Origin of the sequence: Polynucleobacter sp. JS-Polo-80-F4, assembly GCF_018881965.1 — a bacterium.
Taxonomy (GTDB): Bacteria; Pseudomonadota; Gammaproteobacteria; order Burkholderiales; family Burkholderiaceae; genus Polynucleobacter.
Genome location: NZ_JACVPI010000001.1, coordinates 908,211 through 934,959, shown reverse-complemented (window position 1 = coordinate 934,959; position 26,749 = coordinate 908,211). Strand labels below are relative to the sequence as shown.

At 45.8% G+C, this 26,749-nt stretch carries 29 protein-coding genes; 3 read left to right on the top strand and 26 right to left on the bottom strand.

Annotation, left to right across the window (positions count from 1 at the left end; genetic code table 11):
* Window positions 1-146: 146 nt before the first annotated feature.
* Window positions 147-1,394, bottom strand: coding sequence for a porin (locus ICN20_RS04770; protein ID WP_216238371.1), 1,248 nt, complete (start codon window positions 1,392-1,394; stop codon window positions 147-149).
* A gap of 208 nt (window positions 1,395-1,602) precedes the next feature.
* Between ICN20_RS04770 and ICN20_RS04765 the strand changes: the two genes are divergently transcribed.
* Entirely contained in the window at window positions 1,603-3,066 is a 1,464-nt protein-coding gene (locus ICN20_RS04765; protein WP_216238370.1) for a sel1 repeat family protein, read from the top strand.
* On the opposite strand, the gene tatC is transcribed toward ICN20_RS04765, so the two are convergent.
* The 6 genes from tatC to hisI form a co-directional block, all read right to left on the bottom strand.
* Window positions 3,042-3,830: a twin-arginine translocase subunit TatC gene (gene tatC, locus ICN20_RS04760; protein WP_216238369.1), complete on the bottom strand. Its 789-nt coding sequence runs from the start codon at window positions 3,828-3,830 to the stop codon at window positions 3,042-3,044. The two genes, ICN20_RS04765 and tatC, sit on opposite strands and share 25 nt — an antisense overlap.
* Window positions 3,831-3,863: 33 nt before the next feature.
* Window positions 3,864-4,340 carry a Sec-independent protein translocase protein TatB gene (gene tatB / locus ICN20_RS04755; protein ID WP_216238368.1) on the bottom strand — a complete coding sequence of 159 codons (477 nt, stop codon included), beginning with the start codon at window positions 4,338-4,340 and terminating at the stop codon, window positions 3,864-3,866.
* A 66-nt stretch (window positions 4,341-4,406) separates the two neighbouring features.
* Window positions 4,407-4,628, bottom strand: a complete 222-nt coding sequence (gene tatA, locus ICN20_RS04750; RefSeq protein WP_216152303.1) for a Sec-independent protein translocase subunit TatA — start codon at window positions 4,626-4,628, stop codon at window positions 4,407-4,409.
* A 16-nt stretch (window positions 4,629-4,644) separates the two neighbouring features.
* A complete protein-coding gene (locus ICN20_RS04745) occupies window positions 4,645-5,001 on the bottom strand; it encodes a histidine triad nucleotide-binding protein (protein WP_216238367.1) in 357 nt (118 codons plus the stop codon).
* A 2-nt stretch (window positions 5,002-5,003) separates the two neighbouring features.
* Entirely contained in the window at window positions 5,004-5,405 is a 402-nt protein-coding gene (locus ICN20_RS04740) for a phosphoribosyl-ATP diphosphatase (protein WP_216238366.1), read from the bottom strand.
* A gap of 18 nt (window positions 5,406-5,423) precedes the next feature.
* Window positions 5,424-5,843 carry a phosphoribosyl-AMP cyclohydrolase gene (gene hisI / locus ICN20_RS04735; protein WP_216238365.1) on the bottom strand — a complete coding sequence of 140 codons (420 nt, stop codon included), beginning with the start codon at window positions 5,841-5,843 and terminating at the stop codon, window positions 5,424-5,426.
* Window positions 5,844-6,080: 237 nt separating this feature from the next.
* Between hisI and ICN20_RS04730 the strand changes: the two genes are divergently transcribed.
* Window positions 6,081-6,473 (top strand): type II toxin-antitoxin system HicB family antitoxin, encoded by a 393-nt coding sequence (locus ICN20_RS04730; protein WP_216238364.1) that lies wholly within the window; start codon window positions 6,081-6,083, stop codon window positions 6,471-6,473.
* Window positions 6,474-6,482: 9 nt separating this feature from the next.
* On the opposite strand, the gene hisF is transcribed toward ICN20_RS04730, so the two are convergent.
* Genes hisF through hisB form a run of 4 tightly spaced genes read right to left on the bottom strand, consistent with a single transcriptional unit; the run spans window position 6,483 to window position 9,323 of the window.
* Entirely contained in the window at window positions 6,483-7,241 is a 759-nt protein-coding gene (hisF, locus tag ICN20_RS04725; RefSeq protein WP_216238362.1) for an imidazole glycerol phosphate synthase subunit HisF, read from the bottom strand.
* Window positions 7,241-8,002, bottom strand: coding sequence for a 1-(5-phosphoribosyl)-5-[(5-phosphoribosylamino)methylideneamino]imidazole-4-carboxamide isomerase (hisA, locus tag ICN20_RS04720; RefSeq protein ID WP_216238360.1), 762 nt, complete (start codon window positions 8,000-8,002; stop codon window positions 7,241-7,243). Before hisA ends, hisF begins: the two co-directional genes overlap by 1 nt.
* Before the next feature lie 18 nt (window positions 8,003-8,020).
* A complete protein-coding gene (gene hisH, locus ICN20_RS04715) occupies window positions 8,021-8,683 on the bottom strand; it encodes an imidazole glycerol phosphate synthase subunit HisH (RefSeq protein ID WP_216238358.1) in 663 nt (220 codons plus the stop codon).
* Window positions 8,684-8,735: 52 nt separating this feature from the next.
* The gene (hisB, locus tag ICN20_RS04710) at window positions 8,736-9,323 is read right to left on the bottom strand and encodes an imidazoleglycerol-phosphate dehydratase HisB (protein WP_215321305.1); all 588 of its coding nucleotides are present in this window, start codon (window positions 9,321-9,323) and stop codon (window positions 8,736-8,738) included.
* Between the two features lie 116 nt (window positions 9,324-9,439).
* Here hisB and hisC point away from each other — a divergent pair, with 116 nt between their 5' ends.
* Window positions 9,440-10,507 carry a histidinol-phosphate transaminase gene (gene hisC / locus ICN20_RS04705; RefSeq protein WP_216238356.1) on the top strand — a complete coding sequence of 356 codons (1,068 nt, stop codon included), beginning with the start codon at window positions 9,440-9,442 and terminating at the stop codon, window positions 10,505-10,507.
* A gap of 11 nt (window positions 10,508-10,518) precedes the next feature.
* On the opposite strand, the gene hisD is transcribed toward hisC, so the two are convergent.
* The 15 genes from hisD to ICN20_RS04630 form a co-directional block, all read right to left on the bottom strand.
* On the bottom strand, window positions 10,519-11,841 hold the full coding sequence (gene hisD, locus ICN20_RS04700) for a histidinol dehydrogenase (protein WP_216238355.1): 1,323 nt from the start codon (window positions 11,839-11,841) through the stop codon (window positions 10,519-10,521).
* A 27-nt stretch (window positions 11,842-11,868) separates the two neighbouring features.
* Complete coding sequence (gene hisG, locus ICN20_RS04695) at window positions 11,869-12,495, bottom strand: ATP phosphoribosyltransferase (RefSeq protein ID WP_216238353.1); 627 nt, start codon at window positions 12,493-12,495, stop codon at window positions 11,869-11,871.
* A gap of 20 nt (window positions 12,496-12,515) precedes the next feature.
* The gene (gene murA, locus ICN20_RS04690; RefSeq protein WP_216238351.1) at window positions 12,516-13,790 is read right to left on the bottom strand and encodes a UDP-N-acetylglucosamine 1-carboxyvinyltransferase; all 1,275 of its coding nucleotides are present in this window, start codon (window positions 13,788-13,790) and stop codon (window positions 12,516-12,518) included.
* A gap of 70 nt (window positions 13,791-13,860) precedes the next feature.
* Window positions 13,861-14,109, bottom strand: a complete 249-nt coding sequence (locus ICN20_RS04685) for a BolA family protein (RefSeq protein ID WP_216238350.1) — start codon at window positions 14,107-14,109, stop codon at window positions 13,861-13,863.
* 32 nt (window positions 14,110-14,141) lie between these two features.
* Entirely contained in the window at window positions 14,142-14,930 is a 789-nt protein-coding gene (locus ICN20_RS04680) for an ABC transporter permease (protein WP_216238348.1), read from the bottom strand.
* Window positions 14,927-15,679, bottom strand: a complete 753-nt coding sequence (locus ICN20_RS04675; protein ID WP_216240272.1) for an ABC transporter ATP-binding protein — start codon at window positions 15,677-15,679, stop codon at window positions 14,927-14,929. The genes ICN20_RS04680 and ICN20_RS04675 overlap by 4 nt, the downstream gene beginning before the upstream one ends.
* Before the next feature lie 5 nt (window positions 15,680-15,684).
* The gene (locus ICN20_RS04670) at window positions 15,685-15,942 is read right to left on the bottom strand and encodes a lipid asymmetry maintenance protein MlaB (protein ID WP_216238346.1); all 258 of its coding nucleotides are present in this window, start codon (window positions 15,940-15,942) and stop codon (window positions 15,685-15,687) included.
* 18 nt (window positions 15,943-15,960) lie between these two features.
* Window positions 15,961-16,602, bottom strand: a complete 642-nt coding sequence (locus tag ICN20_RS04665) for a phospholipid-binding protein MlaC (RefSeq protein ID WP_216238343.1) — start codon at window positions 16,600-16,602, stop codon at window positions 15,961-15,963.
* Between the two features lie 74 nt (window positions 16,603-16,676).
* Window positions 16,677-17,429 (bottom strand): VacJ family lipoprotein, encoded by a 753-nt coding sequence (locus ICN20_RS04660; protein WP_216238341.1) that lies wholly within the window; start codon window positions 17,427-17,429, stop codon window positions 16,677-16,679.
* Complete coding sequence (gene mlaD, locus ICN20_RS04655) at window positions 17,426-17,908, bottom strand: outer membrane lipid asymmetry maintenance protein MlaD (RefSeq protein ID WP_215321296.1); 483 nt, start codon at window positions 17,906-17,908, stop codon at window positions 17,426-17,428. The genes ICN20_RS04660 and mlaD overlap by 4 nt, the downstream gene beginning before the upstream one ends.
* 21 nt (window positions 17,909-17,929) lie before the next feature.
* Entirely contained in the window at window positions 17,930-18,727 is a 798-nt protein-coding gene (gene mlaE, locus ICN20_RS04650) for a lipid asymmetry maintenance ABC transporter permease subunit MlaE (protein WP_216238339.1), read from the bottom strand.
* Entirely contained in the window at window positions 18,724-19,578 is an 855-nt protein-coding gene (locus tag ICN20_RS04645) for an ABC transporter ATP-binding protein (RefSeq protein ID WP_216238338.1), read from the bottom strand. The genes mlaE and ICN20_RS04645 overlap by 4 nt, the downstream gene beginning before the upstream one ends.
* 10 nt (window positions 19,579-19,588) lie before the next feature.
* Window positions 19,589-21,052, bottom strand: a complete 1,464-nt coding sequence (locus tag ICN20_RS04640) for a glutamate synthase subunit beta (protein ID WP_216238336.1) — start codon at window positions 21,050-21,052, stop codon at window positions 19,589-19,591.
* Window positions 21,053-21,099: 47 nt separating this feature from the next.
* Complete coding sequence (locus tag ICN20_RS04635) at window positions 21,100-25,845, bottom strand: glutamate synthase-related protein (protein ID WP_216238334.1); 4,746 nt, start codon at window positions 25,843-25,845, stop codon at window positions 21,100-21,102.
* A gap of 194 nt (window positions 25,846-26,039) precedes the next feature.
* Window positions 26,040-26,744, bottom strand: a complete 705-nt coding sequence (locus ICN20_RS04630) for a transposase (protein ID WP_216238332.1) — start codon at window positions 26,742-26,744, stop codon at window positions 26,040-26,042.
* Between the last annotated feature and the right edge of the window lie 5 nt (window positions 26,745-26,749).

Below are 26,749 nucleotides of genomic sequence, written 5' to 3'. Positions count from 1 at the left end.
CTAAACTGCAATCAATGGAATACCTATGGCAAATAAGAAAAAGCCAATTTAACCTTGCTGCCTAACCTATTCCTAAAGGGCATAAAAAAACCACCCCGAAGGGTGGTTTTTAAATCTAATCAAAACTAGCTTACGCTAGCTTTAAATTAGAAAGTGTGACGCACACCAATAGCGTAGTTGTTCAAACCAGAGCTAACAGTTGAACCAGCAATAGCAGCTGTTGATGTCAATGTTTGACCATAGATTGCATACAAGTTGGTACGCTTGCTGAGGTAGTAGTTAGAACCTAACTGCCAACCGTTGAAGTTAGCAGTTGGTTGAGCACTAGTACCACCGAATGATGTGTAACGACCTAAACCAGCAGAAGCCCAAGCTTCGATTGTTGGAGTAATGTAGCTACGAACACCGATCTGCTCAGCTTGACGCTTAACATAGTAGTTTGTAGAAATTGTAGAAGTTGCTTTACGTGAAACGTATTGAGCGTATGCCTTCAAGATACCGAAGTCATAAGTCGCGCCAGCGTAGAACTGGTTGTCTTGTACGTTTACAGCGTTACCAGTGGATGGCAAAGCGCCAACAGCAGTAGCACCAGCCGCTTGAGCATTTGTCCAAACGTTTGTGTTAGCCAAAGCAGCATCAGAAACTGTCAATTGCTTGAGAGCTTGATAAGCAGCAGTTACATAGAACTTATTGTATGTGAAATCAGCACCTAAGCCCCAACCGCTAGCGTTTGTGTTGCCACCAACAGTCGCAGTAGAAAGAGTAGTTTCAGTTTGATTCTTGTTGTTCAGTGTGTAGATAGCAGAAGCTGTGAAGCCACCAAAGTTATCAGACTTAACAGACAATGTGTTGCCTGTACGGTTTGTGAAACCAAGGTTGTTTGTACCAGCGCCAGCAGAAGTAATACCTGTAGAACCAGCGTAAATTACGTTACCAGTCATGTTGTTCAACTGGCCAACGTCAGTCGCAGCAGCAGCATTAAAGACTGGTGTGTATTGCAAACCAATAGCTGTTTGACCAATACCATTCTTTTTCAAGCCAACAAAAGTTTGACGGTTAGACAAGCCACCGTTTGTGTTACCAGAAAGAGCTTGGTCTTGTGGAGTTAATGCAAATTCAGCTGTAAAGAAAGCTGATGTGCCGTTACCCAAATCTTCAACACCTTTGAAACCCAAACGGTTAGTTTGCTCGGCACCTTGACCAAATTGGTTCACTGTTGCTTTTGCTGTACCGTTGTTGTAACCAGCTGTGTTTGCTTTAACTGAGTCTTGTACACGTGTTGTTCCACCGATGTAACCAACGTCCAAGATACCGTAAACGGTTACGCTGGACTGAGCTTGAGCAGCAGATGCAAATGCACCGATAGCTGCAACTGCTAATAGCGATTTTTTCATTCTTTAAATCTCCAAAAATTAAAAGTAATGCCCAAATAAAACTGGGACCTATGAATTTTGCTTCTTTTGCCCCGCTAGACTGGGGGTCAGGGTATTTAGGAGTTCTTTTTGCTTGTCAAAAGGTAGTTTTTTGGCTTTCTTCGTTGTATCTCGGCAACAAGACCATCGATTTCTGTCTTTTATAGGCTCCAGATGCCAAAATTGTCATATGGCAAGTCGCGAATTCTTAAAAATCCTTAGTTCAGCCCGTTTGGGTGATGTATCGGCGCAACAAAAATTGGCTCAGGCCTATTTGACTGGCGCTTTTAAAACCCCCATCCAACCGGCTAACGCATTGATTTGGCTAGAAAAATCTTATTTTTCCATTACAAATCAACTGCTTGAATCCCAAACCTCAAGCGCCCCTGAAATCTTGGATGTTTTATCTCAAGTAGCCAATATCCCGCTAGCAAGCACCTTCAATTCACCTGCTTTTGATTTTGGCTGGAACTCTTTTTGGGGTTTAGCTGAGGCAACGGGCGATTCAGGGCCGAAATTAGCAGCAAAGTGGCAATTGGTTAATTTATTAATTAATCCCAGCAACCTTGAAATCCAATCCCAGCTATCAGACTGGCTAATGAAAAAAGTGCCTGCGCCTGCACTAGACAAAATAAATGGAGCAGACCTTGGTGGGCTTCAAAAATTAGCCAAGCAGTATTTACAAGAGCTCGCTGATGGTGCGTCTGATTTTTCGCCAGGCGCAAAAGAACTCCTGATTAAATTACAGCCTAAGAATGAAGCGCTGTCTTCATTGTGGCAAGTCTGGCTTAACGAACAAAATGAAGACGCATTAATTCAGGCTGCTGAGCTTGGTTTAACTGTTGCAAAACTAACCTTGGGCTTACGCCTTGCACAACTCGACGAAAGAGTCGAAGTGGCCGAAACAAAATCAAACGCCTCACTGAAGAAAGCGGCCTATTGGTTAGAGCTTGCTGCTAAAGATGGTGATCGTGATGCTTGGTATGCGCTTGGTGAAATTTATCGCCGTCCACAATTCTCTGGTTACAACGCCGCAGAGAGTGATCGCTCTATTGATCGCGCCGCTGATCTTGGTCATGCACAGGCACAGCTGCGTAAGGGCGCCAATCTTTGGCGTAAGCGCGAAAAGAGCGAAGAAAAGGTTCGTGGCCTCCAAGCTTCTTATTGGGTATGGCAAGCACATCAGCAAGGTGTGCCAGAAGCCAAAGAATTGCTGAGTAAGATTTTAGAAAGTTGTCCCGATCCCAAATTGAATGAATGGTTTGAATTAGCCCAATGCGCCCAAGAAGCGATTAATCATCATGCGGAACACAAGCTGGATGAAGATTGGCTCTTACTCTGTCATCGCATCATCATTGCAAACCAATTTAACTTCAGCAAAGCAGAGCTATTGTTGTCTGAGGTGGGCCAGCTACAGCATGAACATTGTGTGGTGGTAGATATTCGCTGGGAATTACCAAAGATCTTGCCTAGATTGATTCAGATTGAAACCATCCAACAACGTCGCGCCCTTTTGGCAGCTGGTAAAGCATTTGCAGGGTCAGAAATAGATCTTGAGGGCAACCTAAGACAAAGACGCTATCGCTTTGACCGTGTTACCAAGTGGCTAACGAATACTTTTTCCAAGAATCAAGCGGGCGTAGAAGTCGACTGATCTTCCGCATCTTCTTCGGATGGCCTGGGCACATAAAAACGTGCAATTAATAAACCCAGCTCGTAAAGCAGCGTCATTGGTACAGCTAGCAGCAATTGTGAAAGTACATCAGGCGGCGTCACAACCGCAGAAATAACAAAGGCGCCAACAATAACGTAAGGGCGAATCTCTCGCAACTTAGCTAGAGGCACCATGCCCATGCGTACCAAAACAACCACGACAACAGGCACCTCAAAAGTAATGCCAAATGCCAAGAAGGTTGTCATGGCAAAACTTAAATAGTTATCAATGTCAGTCGACATCTCCGCACCTAGGGGTGCGTTATAGCTGGCCATGAACTTAAATACCGTTGGAAACACCAAGAAGTAAGCAAATGCCATACCAATGATGAACAGGGTGTAGCTACTCACCACCAAAGGCAGAATGAGTCTTCTTTCATGCAGATACAGGCCAGGCGCAATGAATGCCCAGAGCTGATACATCACCACAGGCAATGCAATCAAAAATGCCACGAGCATGGTGACTTTCATAGGCACAAAGAATGAGCCCGTTACATCAGTCACAATCATTTTTCCGCCGGCAGGCAAAGCCTCTAATAAAGGCTGAGCAAACAAATGGAAAATATCTGGCGCCCAATAAACCAAACATACAAAGACAGCAATGATTGCTAATGCTGACTTGATTACGCGATCACGTAATTCAAATAAGTGGGAAAGAAACGTTTCTTGTAATCCCGAGTCTTCAGTTGAATTATTTTCAGTCATGCGTGGATGTTTTTATTCTTTTACTGATGATTTTTATTTGAGAGCGCTGTGATGAAAGCGCTTCATTCTGGCGGCACCAGATTGCACGCGAGTACGGATGCCAGCAGAGCGCTTAAACCAAACCGGCCTTGCAGCGCGGCGTACACCCCAGCTATTACGGCCTTGGCGCTTAGTCTTGCGAAGCACTTCCTTCTCGTCGAGGGGTGGCTTCTCAAACCTGGTTTCGAAGATATCAGCTTGATCACTGAGATTGGCGCCAGCCTCTTGTACTGTAGAGCCGATACTATTTTCAACTTCCTTAAGCGTGGCGGTAGTTTCTTCGCGAAACTTTTTAAACTCCTCCACCTCCATCTGACGATTCACTTCAGACTTCACGTCAGCCATATAGCGTTGTGCACGTCCAAATAAATTACCAGCCATTCGAGCCACTTTAGGCAGACGCTCTGGTCCAACCACAACCAAGGCAACTACAGCAATCAGCGCAAGCTTTGAAACTCCGAGATCAATCATTTAACCAGTCGTTTAAATGCTGCATGAGCTTCTATCGCGCCTCAGATATTTATTGGTTATTGTTACTTATTTATTGACGTCTTTAGCCTGCACATCAACAGTCTTTTCTGCTGTTGCAGAACTTTGTTGAATTTGCTCTTTAGGCTCTTCAGAGGTTTTCATGCCATCCTTAAAACCTTTTACAGCACCACCTAAGTCTGTGCCGATATTGCGCAATTTTTTGGTACCGAATACCAACATCACGATAACCAAAACAATTAACCAGTGCCAAATGCTAAATGAACCCATCTTTAATCTCCTTGGATTATTTTTTCCAGGGGCGGGGACCGCCCATCACATGCAAGTGCAAGTGATAAACCTCCTGCCCACCATCTGCACCATTGTTCACCATCAATTTAAAGCCACCATCCTTTCCGGGACGACAACCTTGCTCTTTGGCAAGACGGGGTGCTAATTCCATCATTCTACCCAGCAAAGGGATATCTTCGCTTTCCGAGGACTCCAACATGGGTATATGTTTCTTAGGAATCACAAGGAAGTGGATTGGCGCTGCTGGGTTGATATCCTTAAATGCGTAGATTTCCTCATCCTCATATACCCTCTGAGAAGGAATTAAACCTTGAGAAATCTTGCAAAACAGGCAATTAGGGTCGTGTGACATGCTTATTCTTTGTCAGCAGCTTTTCTAGCGGCCTTCTCTTCTATGCCAGAGGTGCCCAAACGACGGTCAAGCTCAGCAATAACATCTTCTGGGCGCAAGTTAAATTGAGATAGGGCAATCAAACAGTGAAACCATAGGTCAGCCATTTCACCTACCAGCAGTTTTTGCTGATCGGCCGCCAAATTCGAGTTCCGCGCATCTTTTGCTGCCATGACAGCCTCGGTAGCCTCCTCGCCAATCTTTTTCAAGATCCCATCATCGCCCTTGGAGAAGAGCAAAGCAGTATAGGAAGTTTTAGGATCTGCTTGACCCGCCTTAAACGCATCACGACGTTGATCTACGACATCGGCCAAATGGGCAAATGCAGAATCGAGATTAGTAGGTTTATTTGCAGAACTAGTCATCTGGTCATTTTATGTCTTTTAGGCTGAAGATCCTTGCTTCGCTATTTTTTTTGCAACTGACTCATCAACCCAGGAGGTCGTTGTTGGGTCTAAACGCAGAAAGAAACAACTATGCTCTCCCGTATGACATGCAATATGATCTTTCTGCTCCACCAATAGCAAAATCGTATCGCCGTCGCAATCCAAGCGAATTTCTTTTATTTTTTGGGTATGGCCAGATTCTTCACCCTTGTGCCAAAGCTTTTGTCTAGAGCGAGTCCAATAGACTGCTTCACCCAAACGTAATGTTTCTAAAAGGGCATCGCGATTCATCCAGGCCATCATCAATACATCGCCGCTATCAACTTCTTGCGCGATAACGGGCACGAGACCTTGCTCATTCCAAGTCACAGCCTCAAGCAAAGCTAGTTCTTGTGGGTTTTTATTTGTATCTGACATTTGTTCAATTTTGACAGAATTGTTTTGTCCTAAGCAAATAAGCGGTTACCGAAGACCTACCCCAATGACCCGCCCTCCCTCATGGACACTTACTTTATTTGTGTGTATGATGTGTATAGAATTTATAATTCAGGAATGAACAGCAAAGAACTAATCAAGGCGTTAGAAAGGGATGGTTGGGTTTTACGGGGCTCAAAAGCTACTGAAACAAGCAGGGATCAAATAAAGGAATAACTCATGAAATATCCAATTGCTATTGAACCGGGTGGAGAAAAGTTGGCGTGGGGCGTAATTGTTCCAGATATGCCAGGTTGCTTCTCAGCCGCTGACAGCGGAATAGATGAAGCGATTGAAAATGCCAAAGAAGCAATCGAGCTTTGGATTGAGTCAGCATTAGATGCCGGCGAAGATATACCGAAACCAAGCTCTATTACCGACCTACAAAAAAAGAAAGAGTTCAAGGGGTATATCTGGGCTATTGCCGAGATTGATCCTGCGTTGTTGTCAGATGATATCGAAAGGGTCAATATCTCTTTACCAAAAAGAGTGTTGGCAAGATTAGATGCTAAAGCTAAGTCGGCCGGTGAAAATCGCTCTGCTTTTATCGCGCATATGGCGATTAGCGCTTAAAAGTCCCCACTAAATTCGAACTGGGATTCCCTGGGCAGCCATATATTCTTTTGCCTGGCCAACAGTGAATTCACCATAGTGAAAAATACTAGCTGCCAAGACAGCATCCGCATGGCCCTTGGTAATGCCATCAACCAAATGCTGCAAATTACCAACTCCGCCCGAAGCAATCACCGGAACAGAAACTGCATCGCTAACAGCGGCAGTTAAGGAAAGGTCAAAACCATTCTTACTACCGTCGCGATTCATACTAGTTAATAAAATTTCACCGGCACCGCGCTTGGCAACTTCCTTAGCCCACTGCACTACATCCATACCAGTAGCTGTTCTACCGCCATGAGTAAATACTTCCCAGTTACCCGCCTCAGTTTGCTTGGCATCTATCGCCACCACAATACATTGAGAGCCGTAATAAGCTGCCGCGTCAGAAACTAAATCTGGATTAGCTACCGCAGAAGAATTCATGCTCACTTTATCTGCGCCAGCGTTAAGCAAACGTCGCACATCAGCCACGGCACGAACGCCGCCACCAACAGTTAATGGAATAAATACTTGCGATGCCACATCTTCAATGATGTGCAAGATGAGATCGCGACCATCAGAGGTCGCAGTGATATCTAAAAAGGTAAGCTCATCTGCGCCTTGTGTGTCATACCGTTTTGCAATTTCAACGGGATCGCCTGCATCGCGCAGGCCTACAAAGTTCACACCCTTAACAACGCGCCCTGCAGTAACATCTAGACAAGGAATAATTCGCTTGGTTAACACTAGATAATTTTCTTTTTATATTTGAGCGTCAACTCATCTGCATATTTTTGGGCGGCAGCAAGATCAAGATCTCCAGCATAAATAGAGCGGCCGGCAATAACCCCCATTACACCCTCTTCTTCAGCCTTGCATAGAGCATCAATGTCTTGATTATTTGAGAGCCCGCCACTGGCAATCACGGGTATGCGAATCGCTTGAGCTAATTTGACTGTAGCGTCAATGTTCACACCCTTGAGCATGCCATCTCGCCCAATATCGGTATAAATAATGGCCTCAACACCCCAGTCTTCGAATTTCTTGGCAAGATCAATCACTTCATGGCCAGTAATTTTGCTCCAGCCGTCCGTAGCTACCTTGCCATCACGCGCATCCAACCCAACCATCACATGTCCTGGGAATGCCGTACAGGCATCCTGTACAAAGCCCGGGTTTTTAACTGCTGCTGTACCGATAATGACTGTGCTGATACCGTCATCCAATAAACGCTCAATCGTTTCAAGGTCACGTATACCGCCGCCAAGTTGCACGGGAATCTCATTACCCACTGCCTTGAGAATGGATTTGATTGCAGCCTCATTTTTCAACTTGCCTGCAAAGGCGCCATTTAGATCTACCAAATGCAAACGTCGTGCGCCTTTACTAATCCAATGTGCCGCCATCGCCCCTGGGTCTTCTGAAAAAACCGTGGCCTTATCCATATCACCCTGTTCGAGTCGAACACAGTGGCCGTCTTTTAGATCAATCGCGGGAATCAGCAGCATAGCAAATGGTTAGAGATATTAAGGTTGCCAAGAAACAAAATTTTTATAAAGCTTTAGACCGTATTCTGCACTTTTTTCTGGATGAAACTGAGTTGCAAAAATATTATCTCGTGCCACCGCAGAAGTAAACCATTCACCGTATTCGGTAGAGCCGGCAATATCTTCATTACGTTGCGGCACAACATAGTAGCTGTGTACGAAATAAAAGCTTGTTAGATCGGGAATACCATCCCAAAGTGGGTGCTGACAGTCCTGGCGCACTTGGTTCCAGCCCATATGCGGCACTTTATAGGCCGATCCATCAGGCTGCTTCTTGCCGGCTAAATCAAAGCGACGCACTTCACCAGGAATTAATCCCAAGCACGACGTCCATTGGTCATTACGACTGGTTCGCACTTCAGCGCTTTGATCAAACAGCATTTGCTCGCCCACACAAACCCCTAAAAGCGGCTTGCTTGTAGATGCCTCTAGCAGGGCTTCTAGCAATCCAGATTCTTCTAAGTGCTTCATGCAATCGGGCATAGCGCCTTGACCAGGCAGCACCACACGATCGGCTGAACGAATTTCTTCTGGCTGATGTGCAATCAATACATTGTCATCGGGTGCAACATGATGAAATGCTTGATATACAGAACGGAGATTACCCATTCCATAGTCGACGATCGCAATGGTTTGCGCCAAAATTTATCTGCTGTCTATTGTTATCTACTGAGCAACTATGGGGGAGTCTAGATTAAAGACTTCCCTTAGTTGAAGGAATGGCACCTGAAGCACGTGGATCAACTGCCAAGGCCATACGCAAAGCACGACCAAAGGCTTTGAACACAGTTTCAATTTGATGGTGCGCATTAATACCGCGCAAATTATCAATGTGCAAAGTTACTCCTGCATGGTTCACAAAACCACGGAAGAACTCAATACTGAGATCCACATCAAAGTCACCTACGCGCGCACGCGTGAATGGAACGTTAAATTCCAATCCTGGGCGGCCAGAGAAATCAATCACAACACGAGAAAGCGTTTCATCTAAAGGCACATAAGAATGGCCGTAACGAGTAATGCCAGCCTTATCACCAACCGCTTTGGCAAACGCCTGACCTAAGGTGATTCCCACATCCTCAACAGTGTGGTGATCATCAATATGAGTGTCGCCATTAGCAACCACTTTCAGGTCGATCATGCCGTGACGGGCAATCTGATCGAGCATGTGATCGAGAAAAGGGACTCCAGAGGCTAGCTCAGCCTTACCGGTTCCATCTAAATTGATGGAAATCTGAATTTTGGTTTCCGAAGTGTTTCGGGTGACGTCGGCTTGCCGCATGCTTCATTGCGCCGCGAGGCGAAGTGTTGATTGAAGCCTCATAATATCATTCCTAGAAGAGATTTAAATACTGATATCGCTACACTTTTATCCTGATTTTTGACCCGAGAACCCTCATGAGCCGTTTCTGGAGCCCTGTTGTTCAAACCTTAACCCCCTATGTCCCAGGGGAGCAACCGCAAATGCAGCGGCTGGTCAAACTCAACACCAATGAAAGTCCCTATGGCCCATCGCCAAAGGCGCTTGCAGCAATCGAGGCCCACAATACTGCTGATTTACGCCTCTACCCGGATCCAGAGGGGGCTGGCCTCAAAAAAGCTATTGCCAAATTACATGGCTTAGAGCCAAAACAGGTTTTTTTAGGTAATGGCTCAGATGAAGTCTTAGCTCACGTCTTTGCTGGATTACTCAAACAAAGTAAACCCGTTCATTTTCCAGATATCACCTACAGTTTTTATCCCGTGTACTGCAAGCTTTTTGGGATCAATTACCAAACAATTCCATTGAGTGAAAATTTTGAGATCAGCACGGCTGATTACAAAACTCCAAATGGTGGAATTATTTTCCCCAACCCAAACGCGCCAACAGGTAGATCAATCCCCCGCTCAGAAATCGAAGTTTTACTATCGCACAACAAGGACTCTGTAGTAGTCATTGATGAGGCTTATGTGGATTACGGAACGCAATCTTGTATCCCACTATTACGCGGTAAGAGCTGTCCTGAAAATCTTCTAGTCGTCCATACGCTCTCTAAATCTCGTGCTCTGGCTGGTCTGCGTGTTGGCTTTGCCGTTGGTCATCCAGATTTAATTGAGGGCTTGGAGCGAGTTAAAAACAGTTTCAATTCTTATCCGCTTGGGCGACTTGCTCAAGCCGGTGCTATTGCAGCTATTGAAGATCAAGCACATCTTGAAGAGGCCTCTGCTAAGGTGATTCAGACTCGCACAAAGATGGTTGAGCAAATGGGGACATTAGGATTCGAGACCTTACCTTCAACCGCCAACTTTATTTTCACGCGTCATCCAAAACATGCTGGAGCTAAGTTATATCAAGCCTTACGTGATCGAGGAATCATCGTTCGTCACTTTAAATCCGCGCGCATAGAAGAGTTTTTGAGGATAACGATTGGCACGGATGAGCAAAGCAATGAGCTTGTCGCTGCCTTAAAAGAAATTCTGAATTAAGTTTTTGGGGCTTACTTTTTGAGGCGCATCTCAGCTGCGCGAGCGTGAGCTTGCAATCCCTCGCCGTGAGCCAACGTGCTAGCAACTGCGCCCAAAGTTTGTGCGCCAGCCTCACTGACTTCAATCATGCTAGAGCGCTTGATGAAGTCATACACACCTAGTGGTGAAGAGAAACGTGCGGTACGTGCAGTAGGCAACACATGATTGGGGCCTGCGCAATAGTCGCCTAGCGACTCACTTGTGTAGTTGCCCATAAAGATAGCGCCCGCATGACGAATCTGGTCCGCCCACTTACGAGGATCTGCAGCACAAATCTCTAAGTGCTCAGCAGCAATTGCATTAGCAATCACACAGGCCTCTGACATGTCTTTTACTTGAATCAACAATGCACGGTTTGTGAGCGAAGCTTCAATCACTTTTGCTCTTGGCATTTCTGGCAGGAGCTTATCAATACTTTTCTGTACTTGCTCAATATATGTAATATCAGGACAAAGTAATATGGATTGAGCCTGTTCATCGTGCTCAGCTTGAGAGAACAAATCCATTGCAACCCAATCGGGGTTGGTAGATCCGTCGCAAAGTACCAAAATTTCAGATGGGCCAGCGATCATATCAATACCCACAATGCCGAACACTCTGCGCTTAGCTGCAGCTACATAAGCATTACCAGGACCAACAATTTTGTCGACCGATGGAATTGTTTTAGTACCGTAGGCCAAAGCACCAACTGCCTGAGCGCCGCCGATCGTAAAGACGCGGTCAACGCCCGCAAGATATGCCGCCGCCAAGACCAGCGGGTTACGTGCACCATCCGGAGTGGGCACCACCATAATGACTTCAGCGACACCAGCTACTTTTGCAGGAATGGCATTCATCAATACGGATGAAGGGTAAGCCGCCTTGCCTCCAGGCACGTAAATCCCAACACGATCTAATGGAGTTACTTTTTGACCAAGGCGTGTTCCATCCTTTTCTTCGTACTCCCAAGAATGGCAACCCGCTTCAATCTTTTGATGCTCGTGATAAGCGCGCACTCTTTGCGCAGCAATATCTAAAGCATTTTTTTGTTCTGCAGATAAAGAGTTATAAGCAAGCTCTAAATCTTTACGAGGAACTTCTAATTCGGAAACACTTGCAACATTCAAGCGATCAAACTGTTTTGTAAATCCAAGAACAGCTTCATCACCTTGCGCTTTCACTGCTGCCAAAATCTTAACCACCGCAGCATCTATCGCCTCATCATCAGCGGTAGGCAAAGAAAGGCTGGCCAACAGAATTTCTCTGAAGTCGGCATCTTTACTATTGAGACGTTTAACGTTGATTTGTGCAGACATTGATGAAGACTTTTCGCTGGAAACTGATTACTTCAGCAACTCAAAAATAGGCTGTAGTTGTGCACGCTTACGCTTGTACGAAGCCTGATTCACTACCAAGCGAGCACTGATATCGGCAATGGGTTCAACCTCAACCAAGCCATTCGCTTTTAATGTGTTTCCTGTAGAAACCAAATCCACAATAGCGTCTGCTAAACCTACCAAGGGGGCAAGCTCCATAGAGCCATAGAGATGGATCGTATCGATGTGAACGCCTTTATTGGCAAAGTGCTCACGCGCGCAGTTGACATACTTAGTGGCGACTTTTAAACGAGATCCCTGCTTTACTGCCGCAGCGTAATCAAACCCCTCACGAACAGCAACAGACATGCGGCACTTAGCAATATTTAAGTCATAAGGCACATATAAACCATCAGCACCTTTTTCCATCAGAACATCCAATCCAGCCACTCCAAAATCAGCGCCTCCAAATTGCACATAAGTTGGCACATCGGATGCGCGAACAATGATGAGGCGAACGTCCGGGTTGGTGGTCTCAATGATGAGTTTGCGTGACTTCTCAGGATCTTCCAGCGGCACAATGCCGACCTTGGATAAGATCTCTGCGGTTTCTTCGAAGATGCGCCCTTTGGACAGCGCTAAAGTCAATTTCATGGACTAATTATCCATCAGCCTTACTTTATGCGCTCAATATTGGCGCCCAAGAGGGTTAACTTATGCTCCATGCGGTCATAGCCACGATCTAAGTGGTAAATCCGGTCTACCTGGGTTTCACCTTGGGCAGCCAATCCAGCAATCACCAAGCTAGCCGAGGCACGTAGATCGGTAGCCATCACAATTGCGCCCGAAAGTTTTTCCACTCCCTGAGCAATTGCGGTATTACCTTCAATGGCAATATCTGCACCCAAACGATTGAGCTCTTGTACGTGCATAAAACGATTCTCAAAAATCGTTTCGGTAATAGTTGAACTACCCGATGCGATTGCATTCACGGTCATGAGTTGCGCTTGCATGTCGGTTGGGAAAGCGGGGTACTCAGAGGTACGAAAATTGACCGCTTTTGGACGACCCTGCATAGACGCCTTAATCCAATCAGGTCCGATCTCCATTTGAAGGCCAGCCTCTTTTAATTTAACGATTACCGCATCTAAAGTATCTGGACGACAATGCTTCACTGTGATCTCACCACCAGTGGCGGCAACAGCACACAAGAATGTGCCTGCTTCAATACGATCTGCAATGACTGAGTGCTCTGCACCATGAAGTTTTTCAACGCCTTCAATTACAAGGCGATCACTTCCAATGCCAGAGATCTTCGCGCCCATCTTCACTAGCAGTTCAGCTAAATCACCAACCTCAGGTTCGCGCGCTGCGTTTTCTAAAATAGTAGTGCCAGATGCCAAAGTGGCAGCCATCAACAAATTTTCAGTACCAGTTACGGTAATCATGTCGGTCAAGATAGAAGCACCCTTCAATCGGTCTGATTGGGGCTTGGTTTCTGCTTGAATATAGCCACTCTTAATCTTGATGGTGGCGCCCATCGCCTTTAGACCCTTGATGTGCTGGTCTACAGGACGTGCACCAATAGCGCAACCGCCAGGCAAGGAAACCTTAGCGCTGTGCATTCTGGCTAACAGGGGACCTAGCACCAAGATAGAGGCGCGCATGGTCTTGACCATTTCATAAGTGGCTTCTGAGCTTTTAATAACTGCCGCGCTCAATACCATATGACTATGATCGGCAGCATTTGGAAAATCTACCGTAACGCCAATTTCTTGCAAGAGCTTGAGCATGGTACGCACGTCTTGTAAGTCAGGAACATTACGCAACACGACTGGTTGATCGGTTAATAGACAAGCACACAGAATTGGCAATGCGGCATTTTTAGCACCAGCAATCACTACCTCTCCATTAAGAGGAGAGCCGCCAACCATTCGTAATTTATCCATGAAACGATTCCAGTAAAAACTTAATAATTAATATGTGGTGTGTAATGCGCAATCAGTAAAGAGGCAATTCTTACGCTGCTGAATTCTGCGCAAACTCTTCAGGCGTAAATGCCTTGATTGAGAGGGCGTGCACCTCCGCTTTCATGCGATCGCCCATTGCGCTGTATACCAATTGGTGACGTTGTATCAAACGCTTACCCTCAAAGTCGGGGCTCACAATCGTTGCGAAAAAGTGCTGGCCATCGCCTTCAACCTGGATATGGGTGCAACTAATACCTTGTTTGATATAGCCTTCAATTTGTTCTGGGGTGGGTAGCATTTCTTCTCCTAATAAAACCAGGGTGTAAATAATTAATAGCGGAGCTTATAGCCCTTTTGCAGCAGACGCAGGGCAATCACTGACACCACTACAAAAAAGCAAAACACAATTGCCAGGCTACTCCAAGGAGAGTTATCAGAAACCCCAAAGAACCCATAACGGAAGCCATCAATCATGTAAAAGAAAGGATTGAAGTGCGACACCACCTGCCACGCCGGCGGCAAAGAGTGAATGGAATAGAAGACGCCCGACAACATGGTGGCGGGCATGATGATGAAGTTCTGAAAAGCCGCTAACTGGTCATATTTGTCAGCCCAGATACCAGCGATTAAACCAAGACTTCCTAAAATCGCAGCCCCCAAGAATGCAAACACCAAAATCCACAATGGATATTCCAGGGTAGGCATGGCAAACCAGATGGTGATTAAGAGCACGCCCAATCCCACAACTATGCCCCGAAATACAGCAGCCAAAATATAAGCAGAGTAAAACTCAAAATGACTTAATGGGGCCAGCAAAACAAAAACTAAGTTGCCGGTTACTTTTGACTGGATTAAAGAAGAGGATGTATTTGCAAATGCGTTTTGCAAAACACTCATCATCACAAGGCCCGGGATTAAAAAGGCTGTATAGCTAAAGCGTCCATAGACCTCCCTCCCCTCAAGGACATGCCCGAAGATCATGAGATATAGAACAGCTGTGAGTACCGGTGCCGCTACTGTCTGAAAAGCTACTTTATAAAAGCGCTTTACTTCTTTGAACAATAAAGTCGGGAAACCGCTGCCATACTCCAGGGCAGGTCGATTGAGACCATGCTTCATTGAGCGCTCCCTGACATGATGTTGACGAAGACTTCTTCTAAATCCGTTTTACCTTCGCCATCTTTTTTAACGGATCCGTAACGACTCAATAAATTAGCGGTAGTATCAAGCGCCACAATCTTGCCTTGCTTGAGCATGGCAATGCGCTGACACAAAGCTTCTGCCTCTTCTAGGTAATGGGTAGTCAGCACAATCGTATGGCCATCTTGATTTAATCGACTAATAAATTGCCATAAGGATTGACGTAACTCAACGTCGACTCCAGCAGTAGGCTCATCTAAAATAATGACTGGAGGCCTATGAACCAAAGCCTGCGCCACAAGCACTCGACGCTTCATTCCGCCAGATAAGGAACGCATATTGCTATCCGCTTTTGAAGTGAGATCAAGATTAGCTATGATCTCATCAATCCACGCATCGTTATTTTTAATCCCGAAATAGCCAGATTGAAAACGGAGAGTTTCGCGCACAGTAAAGAAGGGATCGAAGACTAACTCTTGAGGAACCACGCCCAGCATCCGGCGTGCCTCACGAAACCCTTTTTGAACATCGGCACCCATAATGGCCGCATGACCATGAGTGGGCCTGACTAGGCCAGCCAAAATAGAAATCAAAGTAGTTTTACCGGCACCATTTGGTCCCAACAAACCAAAAAATTCTCCAGGCTCAATCGTCAGAGACACATCATCTAAAGCTTGGAGCGCCCCATACTGCTTAGATATATGTTGAATAGATATTGCCGAATGCATCATCATTACAAACCTAGCAATGCATTAACGCCATAAACACCAGCAAGAACTTTCAACTTTTCTGGAGCATGCTCAACTGAAATAGATTGACCGTCAGCCAAGAGTTTTTTCTGCCATGCCAACAAAACCGTGAGCACGGTCGAATCAAAATCTTTTAATTCTGAGCAATCGATCAAGCGTAGGCTTGGACTATTTAACAAGCCCTCTTTTTGCAGGAGCAAAGCATTTTCTTGCGTAACTTTTTTGGGCAAAAGAAAGGGCATGATCTATATATTTAAGAATTAGTTAGCTGGTTTAGCGCTAGCCAATTGCTTATTGCGATCTTGCAAGAATTTCACCAGGCCTTCAATACCGTTTTGACTGATTTGATTGGAGAATTGGTTGCGATAAGCCTCAACCAACCAAACACCCATGATATTCATGTCATAGACCTTCCAGCCATTGGCTGTTTTTTCTAAACGGTAATCTAAAGGCACTGGATCGCCACGACCAAGCACCACAGTCTTCACAACAACTTCTTTATCGTCTGGGGCTGCACGCAAGGCCTTAAATTGCACAGTCTGATCGCGTAACTGGCTTAATGCACCAGAGTATGTGCGAATGAGCAGACTCTTAAACTCGGATGTCAGTTGAGCCTGTTGCTCAGGTGTGGCCTTTTTCCAATTAGGCCCCATTGCCATTTCTGTTGTGCGACGCATATCGGTATAGGGAACAATTTTCTTTTCGACTAAATCCACAATCTTCGGAATATTGCCCTTTTGAATATCTGGATCAGCCTTAACTGTTGCCATTACTTCAGTCACCACCATCTTAATTAAAGCGTCTGGGGGTGTTGATTGGTCAGGGGCTTGAGCAAAAATAGTGCCGGATGCGAGGAGCAGGCCTGCAAAAAGGAAGTTGTAGATTTTTTTAAAGCTTTTCATATTCCTGCCCACTATCTTTATTGATGTTGAAAGTCATTTTAGTCGCTTCACACTATATTGCTGACTTGCTTGATTTATTGGTATGGATTCTCGTAAACCGGCATGAGTGGTTCTTCATCGTCTCTGCCCTCGTTAATTTGATAAGCCCGTCTCTGAATATACGCATCCCGCATAAAGCTGTACTTATCAATTGCAGCGCCATCCAATAAATCACCAGCTTCATAGTAAGTATTTCGGGCATTGACCACACGCAAACCAGTAATACTGTTTCGCAGACCAATGTCCTTCACAAAGCTAAATAGATAGTCCGACTCTAAGTCCGCCACAGTACCAAAAGTGTCACGCACATTGCTTGGGCCAAAGAATGGCAGAACTACGTAAGGGCCTGAGGGCACACCCCAAACACCTAAAGTTTGCCCCCAATCCTCTTTGTGCTTTTCAAGTCCGCCAGGTGTCGCTAGGTCGATAAGTCCGCCCAAGCCCATGGTTGTATTGACCACTACTCGCATGAAATCGTTAAAGGCATCCCCTGGCTTACCTTGCAGCAAGTTATAAAGAGCGGTATAGATATCACTGTAGTTGCTAAAGAAGTTGTAAATTCCATCCCGCACAAATTCGGGTAACACAAAGCGATAGCCAGCCACTACCGGCTTTAGAACATATGCGTCCAAGCCTTCATTAAATTCAAATACTGAGCGATTAAATGGCTCCCAAGGATCCTGAGGGGAGCGCTCGACACCAGCAGGAATGGATGCACAGCCAACCATGGTTGCAATCAAGGTAAGCAAGCAGGCCTTCTTGATTTTGCGCAGAATGAACAACGTCATTTTGCTGCGCCCTTTTCTTGGCCGCTATCTGCTGCTTTGTTGTAAAGAAACTGACTAATCAAATTCTCTAGAACGATAGCTGATTGAGTTTGAGCAATCTTTTCGCCATTGGTCAACATATCGTCAGAGCCGCCTGCCTCAAGACCTATGTACTGCTCACCCAATAAACCGGATGTGAGAATCTTTGCAGAAGAATCCTTTGGAAACTTATATGAGTCCTCAATAGTCATCACTACAGTTGCTTGATAGGTTTTGTCATCAAAAGAGATGTTGGCAATTCTGCCCACCACTACACCTGCACTTTTAACAGGAGCACGAGGCTTCAAGCCGCCGATATTGTCAAAGCGTGCAGAAATTTTGTATGTCGGTGCGAATGACACTGCATTCATATTGCCCACCTTCAGCGCAAGAAAGAGTGCTGCCAGCAAACCAATGGCAACAAAAATTCCTACCCAGACGTCAATTGCACTTTTTCTCATAAGAGCCCCAGTTTATTCTTTCTAATTTGAGAACATCATCGCGGTTAGCAAGAAATCCAATGCTAGAACCGATAAAGAAGAGATCACCACCGTACGGGTAGTCGCTTGCGAAACGCCTTCTGGCGTAGGTTTAGATTCATAACCCTGGTAAAGAGCAATAAACGTCACCGCCACACCAAACACCATACTTTTAATTAAGCCGTTGCCAATATCAGAGAACAAATCCACTCCACCCTGCATCTGGGACCAAAAGGCGCCTGAATCCACTCCAATGAGGGGTACGCCCACTAAATAGCCACCCAGAACGCCGACGGCTGTAAATATCGTTGCCAAGATTGGCATAGAAATAATGCCCGCCCAAAGTCGTGGTGCAATGACGCGGCCCAAGGGATCAACCGCCATCATCTCCATAGCAGTCAATTGTTCGCCAGCCTTCATCAATCCAATCTCAGCCGTTAAAGAGGTGCCCGCTCTTCCAGCAAACAATAAAGCAGTAATCACTGGGCCTAACTCACGAGTTAATGAAAGCGCTACCAATAACCCGAGCGCTTGCTCTGAGCCATAACGATTTAAGGTGTAGTAACCCTGCAATCCCAAAACGAAACCAACAAATAATCCTGAAACAGCAATGATGACAAAAGAATGATTACCGACAAATAAAATTTGATCGATTACCAAGCGTGGTCTCTTGAGTAAGAATCCTGAACGCATGATCACTGCAGCAAACATGCGAGCAGCCAAACCCAAACTACTTAAATTGCGACGTACAAAAAATCCAAGGTCGCCAAATAAATTCAATAATTTATGAAGTGCGGTCATTGGGCGCTCACTCCAAAATCTTCTTCCAAAGTTTTTCCTGGGTAATGGAAAGGCACGGGACCATCTGGGGCCGCATCTAAAAACTGTCTCACGAAAGGATCCGTGGAGCGACTCAATTCCTCAGGAGTGCCTTCTGCGCCAATACGTCCATTCGCAATGAAATACACATAATCGGCGATAGCAAATGTCTCCTCGACATCATGCGTTACCAATAAACTCGTGGCTCCCAGGGCATTATTAAGATCCCGAATTAAACGTGCAGTAATGCCAAGAGAGATAGGATCTAGGCCAGCAAATGGCTCGTCATACATGATCAGCGGTGGATCTAAAGCAATCGCCCTAGCAAGCGCAACACGTCTTGCCATTCCGCCAGAAATTTGTGAGGGCATTAAATCGCGCGCTCCACGCAAGCCAACCGCATTGAGCTTCATCAATACCAATGTGTGCAATAGTTCTTCGCTAAGGTCTGTGTGCTCACGCAGAGGAAAGGCTACGTTTTCAAAAACACTCAGATCGGTAAATAAAGCGCCGAATTGAAAAAGCATTCCCATGCGACGACGGGCAGTCATTAACTCGGCGTTATTCATCTGGCCGATATCTTGACCTTCAAATAGAACCTGACCTGATTGCGCTCTATATTGACCGCCGATTAATCGAAGAATAGTGGTCTTGCCGCAGCCTGAACCACCCATGACAGCTACTACTTGGCCACGTCGAAACTCCATATTGAGTCCCGACAAAATTTGCCGCTCACCTGGAGCATAGGAAAAGTTGACGTCCTTGATAGAGACGACAACTTCACCTGTTGCTTGCTTATTTACATCCAAAGAGTTTGGCTGGCCACTGTTCATATCCTCAACATTATCGAGGTAAAACGGAAGACCCCATTAAATACTCGTCTACTGAACGGGCACATTGACGGCCTTCACGAATTGCCCAAACTACCAAAGACTGTCCGCGACGCATATCACCCGCAGCAAACACCTTAGGAACGTTAGTTTGATAGGCATTTTGACCATCTTCCGTTGCCTTAGCATTACCGCGAGCATCTTTCTCAACGCCAAATGCATTCAAGACCTGCTGAACTGGAGACACAAAACCCATTGCCAAAAGTACTAAATCTGCCTTGATTTCAAATTCAGAGTTTGGCACTTCTGCCATCTTGCCGTCTTTCCACTCCAAACGAACACCAATTAATTTCTCAACTTTACCGTTTTTGCCTTCAAAACGCTTAGTTCCAACAGACCAGTCACGATCACAACCCTCTTCATGAGATGAAGAAGTGCGCAGCTTTGTTGGCCAATATGGCCACACCAAAGGCGTGTTCTCAACTTCAGGAGGCTGAGGAAGTAATTCAAACTGGGTAATCCTGGTTGCACCGTGACGATTTGAAGTTCCGACACAATCTGAACCTGTATCACCACCACCGATAACGACTACATGCTTATCTGTTGCGCGAATTTCATTTTTAAAGTCGCCTGCATTTTCTTTGTTCTGCGGAATCAAAAATTCCAATGCATAGTGAACGCCAGCCAATTCACGACCTGGCACCGGCAAATCACGTGGCTGCTCTGCACCGCCAGTGATAACTACCGCATCAAAATCTTTCATCAACTGCTCAGGAGAAACAGTTTTGTTGGAGTAATTCTTTACTTCCGCACCAATCGCTTCTTTACCAACAAAAACGCCGGTCTCAAACTTGACGCCTTCAGCTTGCATCTGCTCTACACGACGATCAATCAACCACTTTTCCATTTTGAAATCAGGAATGCCGTAGCGCAGTAAGCCGCCAACACGATCATTCTTTTCAAACACGGTTACATCATGACCAACGCGCGCTAGTTGCTGCGCAGCTGCCATGCCTGCTGGGCCGCCACCAACTACTGCTACTTTTTTGCCAGTCTTAGTTTTAGGTGGTTGTGGTTTAACCCAGCCATTTTCCCAGCCTTTATCAATAATGGCATGCTCAATAGACTTGATGCCCACTGCAGTGCTATTGATTCCTAAGGTACATGCGGCCTCACAAGGGGCCGGACAAATACGGCCAGTAAATTCTGGGAAGTTATTGGTGGATTGCAAAACATCTAAGGCATTCTTCCAATCATTATGAAATACCAAGTCATTGAAGTCAGGAATGATGTTGTTCACTGGGCATCCGTTATTGCAAAACGGGATACCGCAATCCATACAACGTGCACCTTGAACTTTTGCTTCTTCATCAGTCAATGCAGCAACAAATTCTTTGTAATGATGAAGGCGTTTAACCGGCGCTTCGTACGTTTCGCCAACGCGCTCAAATTCCATAAATCCAGTGACCTTACCCATATCGAATCCTTAGTATCTTTTCTTAATGTCTTTATTGATCAAGTGGCTTAAGCCGCAACAGTTTTGTTTTGAGCTTTTTCCCACAACTCACCTAGAGCACGTTTGTACTCAGTTGGAAGCACCTTCACAAAACGTCCGCGAGCATTCTCCCAATCAGCCAAGATTGCTTTAGCGCGCTCAGAGCCAGTGTGACGGAAGTGGCGCTCGATCAAGCCCTTCAAAATTTGCTCATCAGTCAAACGCTCGCCACTATCTTTTACATCGACAGGAGCATGCCATTCAGACTTTGGCATCTTGGCAATCTGCTCTGCAGAAGGCAAGACTTTTTCTAAAGTTGCCATGCTGGTATTGCATCGCTTATCAAACAAGCGATCTTCGTCGTAAACATAAGCAATACCACCGCTCATACCTGCAGCAAAGTTACGGCCTGTCGCACCCAATACAACCACTGTTCCACCTGTCATATATTCACAGCCGTGGTCGCCAGTACCTTCAACAACAGTAGTAGCACCAGAGTTGCGGACTGCAAAGCGTTCACCTGCTACACCGTTAAAGAATGCTTCACCAGCAATCGCACCGTAAAGCACGGTATTACCAACGATGATGTTCTTCGCTGTATCGCCACGGAACTCATGAGGAGCGCGAACAATCACACGACCACCGGATAAACCTTTGCCAACATAGTCATTGCCATCGCCCACCAAATCCAATGTAATGCCGCGTGCCAAGAAGGCTGCAAAGCTTTGACCAGCAGTGCCATTCAATTGAATATGAATAGTGTCATCAGGCAAACCTGCGTGACCATAACGTTGGGCAACTTCGCCTGAGAGCATTGCGCCAACAGTGCGGTTCACGTTCTTCACCGGAACAATGAAAGAAACTTTTTCACCACGCTCTAATGCAGGCTCACTCTTCTCAATCAGAATATTGTCGAGTGCACTAGCCAAGCCATGCTCTTGAGTTAGCACTTGGTAACGTGGAACTTCAGCGGCAACTTGTGGCTCAGCAAAAATCTTGCTGAAATCCAAACCATGCACTTTCCAGTTCTCAATACCTTTACGGGTATCTAACAAATCAACACGACCAATTAATTCATCAAACTTACGAATACCGAGTTGCGCCATGATCTCGCGAGCCTCTTCAGCAATAAAGAAGAAGAAGTTCACAACATGCTCTGGCTTACCTGAGAATTTCTTACGCAACTCTGGGTCTTGAGTAGCAACGCCTACTGGGCAGGTATTCAAATGACACTTACGCATCATGATGCAACCTTCAACTACCAATGGTGCAGTCGCGAAACCGAATTCATCAGCGCCTAACAAAGCACCGATCACTACGTCGCGACCAGTCTTCATTTGGCCATCAGCCTGAACACGAATACGACTACGCAAACCATTGAGAACTAATGTCTGCTGTGTTTCAGCCAAGCCCAATTCCCATGGGGAACCAGCATGCTTGATTGAAGACAGTGGAGATGCGCCAGTACCGCCATCATGGCCAGCAATCACTACGTGGTCTGCTTTTGCTTTTGCAACACCAGCAGCAACAGTACCAACGCCGACTTCAGACACTAACTTCACAGATACGTCAGCCTTTGGATTAACGTTCTTCAAGTCATGAATCAACTGGGCGATATCTTCAATGGAGTAAATATCATGGTGCGGAGGAGGAGAAATCAAACCTACGCCAGGAACTGAGAAACGCAACTTACCGATGTAATCAGAAACCTTGCCGCCAGGCAGTTGACCGCCTTCACCAGGCTTAGCGCCTTGCGCCATCTTGATCTGAATCTGATCAGCAGAGCGTAAGTACTCAGTAGTCACACCAAAACGACCAGAAGCAACCTGCTTAATCTTCGAGCGCAATGAGTCGCCATCTTGCAATGGGATATTGGCCTCAACTACATCGCTACCGAGGATGCTGGCTAGAGTCTCGCCCTTCTTGATTGGAATGCCTTTAAGTTCATTCACATAACGATTTGGATCTTCGCCACCCTCACCAGTATTGGACTTGCCGCCAATACGGTTCATTGCGATTGCCAAAGTAGCATGTGCTTCTGTAGAGATAGAACCCAAAGACATCGCGCCCGTTGCAAAACGTTTGACGATTTCTTTCGCGGACTCTACTTCGTCCAAAGGAATGGCTTTAACTGGATCAATCTTGAACTCAAACAAACCACGTAAAGTCATTTGACGTTTGGTTTGATCATTGATGATGTTGGCGTACTCTTTATATGTCTGGTAGCCCTTCTCTGCGCCAATACGTGTGGAGTGCTGCAACTTCGCAATCGTGTCTGGAGTCCACATATGGTTCTCGCCACGAATACGGAAGGCATATTCACCGCCAGCATCAAGCATATTGGTCAAGACTGGGTCATTACCAAACGCGGATGTATGCATACGCAATGCTTCTTCAGCCACTTCAAATACGCCGATACCACCAACGTTTGATGGAGTACCTTTGAAGTATTGATCAATGATGTCGTGATTTAAACCGATTGCTTCAAAAATCTGTGAGCCAGTGTAGGACATGTAAGTAGAGATGCCCATTTTGGACATGACTTTTTGCAAACCTTTACCAATAGCTTTTACAAAGTTCTTCACTGCCTTTTCCGCTGACAAATCACCGGATAAGCCTTTAGCCATTTCCGCCAGGGTTTCCATTGCGAGGTATGGATGAACGGCTTCTGCGCCATAACCAGCCAAGAGTGCAAAGTGATGTGTCTCACGCGCGCTACCAGTCTCCACTACTAAGCCAACGCTGGTACGTAAACCTTTTTGCACTAAATGCTGATGAATTGCAGAAGTTGCCAACAAAGCTGGAATAGCTACGTGCTCCTCATCAACCTGACGATCGCTCACGATCAAAATGTTGTAACCAGAGCGGACGGCATCTGCAGCTTCAGCACACAGAGATGCCAAACGAGCCTCAATGCCTGCCTTACCCCATGAAGCTGGGTAGCAAATATCCAACTCATAAGAGCGGAACTTACCGTTGGTGTAATGGCCAATATGACGAATCTTAGTGATGTCATCAAAATCTAGAATTGGCTGACTTACCTCCAAGCGCATTGGTGGGTTGATATTGTTGGTATCTAATAAATTAGGCTTAGGCCCAATGAAAGAAACCAAAGACATCACCATGTTCTCGCGAATTGGATCAATCGGAGGATTGGTCACTTGCGCAAACAATTGTTTGAAGTAGTTATAAAGCGGCTTATTCTTGTTAGAGAGAACTGCCAATGGGCTGTCATTGCCCATTGAACCGATAGCCTCTTCGCCATTGGTGGCCATTGGGGCCATCAAGAACTTGATGTCTTCTTGGGTGTAACCAAATGCCTGTTGGCGATCTAATAATTTAGCCGCTGGACGAATAGTCATTTTCTCGTCGATCAAGTCCGCCTTGCTGGCATCAACTTCATCCAACTTCACACGAACTGCATCGATCCAGCTCTTATATGGCTTAGCCTTAGATACCGCATCCTTCAACTCAATGTCATCAATAATGCGGCCCTGCTCCATGTCGATCATGAACATCTTGCCTGGTTGCAGACGCCATTTTTGAACGATCTTGCTCTCAGGGATTGGCAATACACCAGCCTCTGAGCCCATGATCACTAAATCATCATCCGTTACGTAGTAGCGTGCTGGACGCAAACCATTGCGATCCAAAGTTGCACCGATTTGACGACCATCTGTAAATGCCATTGCTGCAGGGCCATCCCATGGCTCCATCATTGCCGCGTGGTATTCATAGAAAGCGCGACGATTGTCATCCATCAATGTATGTTGTTCCCATGCCTCTGGGATCATCATCATCATGGCTTGAGCCAATGGGTAACCAGACATCACCAACAACTCTAAGCAGTTATCAAAACACGCAGTGTCTGACTGACCCGGGTAAATTAATGGCCAGAGTTTTTGTAAGTCATCGCCAAGTACTGGAGAGCTAATCGCGCCTTCACGTGCGTTAACCCAATTGACGTTACCTTTAACAGTATTGATCTCACCGTTATGCGCAATCATGCGGTATGGATGTGCCAATTCCCAAGCAGGGAAGGTGTTAGTAGAGAAACGTTGATGCACTAAAGCAAGTGCTGATACCGTGCGCTTATCTTGTAAGTCTTCGTAATAAGCACCCACCTGGTTAGCCAACAGCAAACCCTTATAAACAATGGTTCTGGCTGACATTGAGGCTACGAAATATTCTTTACCATGCTTGAGGTGCAAATCTTGAATAGCGTGGCTTGCTGTCTTGCGAATTACATATAACTTACGCTCAAGCGCATCGGTTGTCATGATGTCGCGACCACGGCCAATAAAAATTTGACGAATGAATGGTTCAGTCATTTGCACAGTTGGCGACATCGGTAATTTCACATCTACCGGAACATCTCTCCAGCCCAAAACCACCTGACCCTCTAAACGTACAGTGCGCTCTAATTCTTGTTCACATGCCAAACGTGAAGCATGTTCTTTTGGCAAGAAAATCATGCCAACGCCATACTCACCTAAAGGTGGCAAGGTCACGCCTTGCTTTGCCATTTCTTCGCGATACAAAGTATCTGGAATCTGAATCAAGATACCAGCACCATCACCCATCAAAGGATCGGCACCAACCGCTCCCCGGTGATCTAAGTTCTCAAGAATCTGCAAACCCTGAGAAACGATCTCATGAGATTTCTTACCTTTGATATGTGCAACGAATCCTACGCCGCAAGCGTCGTGCTCATTTCTAGGGTCATATAAACCTTGAGCGATTGGGCGAAGATCTGAATTTAATTTTGTAGTCATAGTATTTCCGAGGGGCAACAAAGGCCTGATTACTTTTGGAGGATCAAATATAGGGGAATACCCACACCGATGCAATAGAAATAAAATGAGTCTGTCCCATTTATTTTGATGTCGCACCAATATGAATTACCTATATGGGGACAGAGTCGATGCTTTCAACCCCCTAGATCATATTTAGGAGGCTACTTATCTGACTAAGTTACTGAATTTGCTAGGTTTATTTTTCTAGGGCGGCCGCGGTGCCGAATGGCAGCTATCTCTGGTGCGTCTTTGAAGAGCTTTTTCGCATAAATATCACTCACCCAAGGCTTGGAGCGAATAAGTGATTCTGTAATTTGGCGGTCTTCCCAGTGGGGGGCGCCCTCTTTAACAAAGTTAGCCCAGCTCATCTGCCGCTCAAAAGGCGTATTACCCAACTTCCAAAAGTATTGATGATCTACCAACCAAGGCTCAGCCTTGCCGCCAATATGGGTAGCAAAACTCGTCCAAGTGGAGCCTTGAGGATGAGATTCATATCCAGATCTCACTGGATTGAGCTCTATGTAACGCTGACAACGTAGAAAATAATCTGGGTCAATGAGTGAGGAGCGATAACGCCCTTCCCAAATCGTCCCAGACCGACGATGCTGTTGATTGAAATATTGCGCATAACGACGCCCGAGAGACTGCATGGTCTTAGCAAGCGAATCTTCGTTTTGGGGGGTCATTAATACATGAACATGATTAGGCATTAATGCAAAGGCATGGACTGCACAGCCAAATTGCCTCGCTGCTTCGCGCAACCATTCCAGGTATGTGCGCCGATCTTCGTCGGTAAAAAATAATGTTTCGCGATTGTTACCACGAACCATTACATGCATTGCTTGGCCTGGTATTACTGTACGAGCTTGCCGTGCCATGTTGA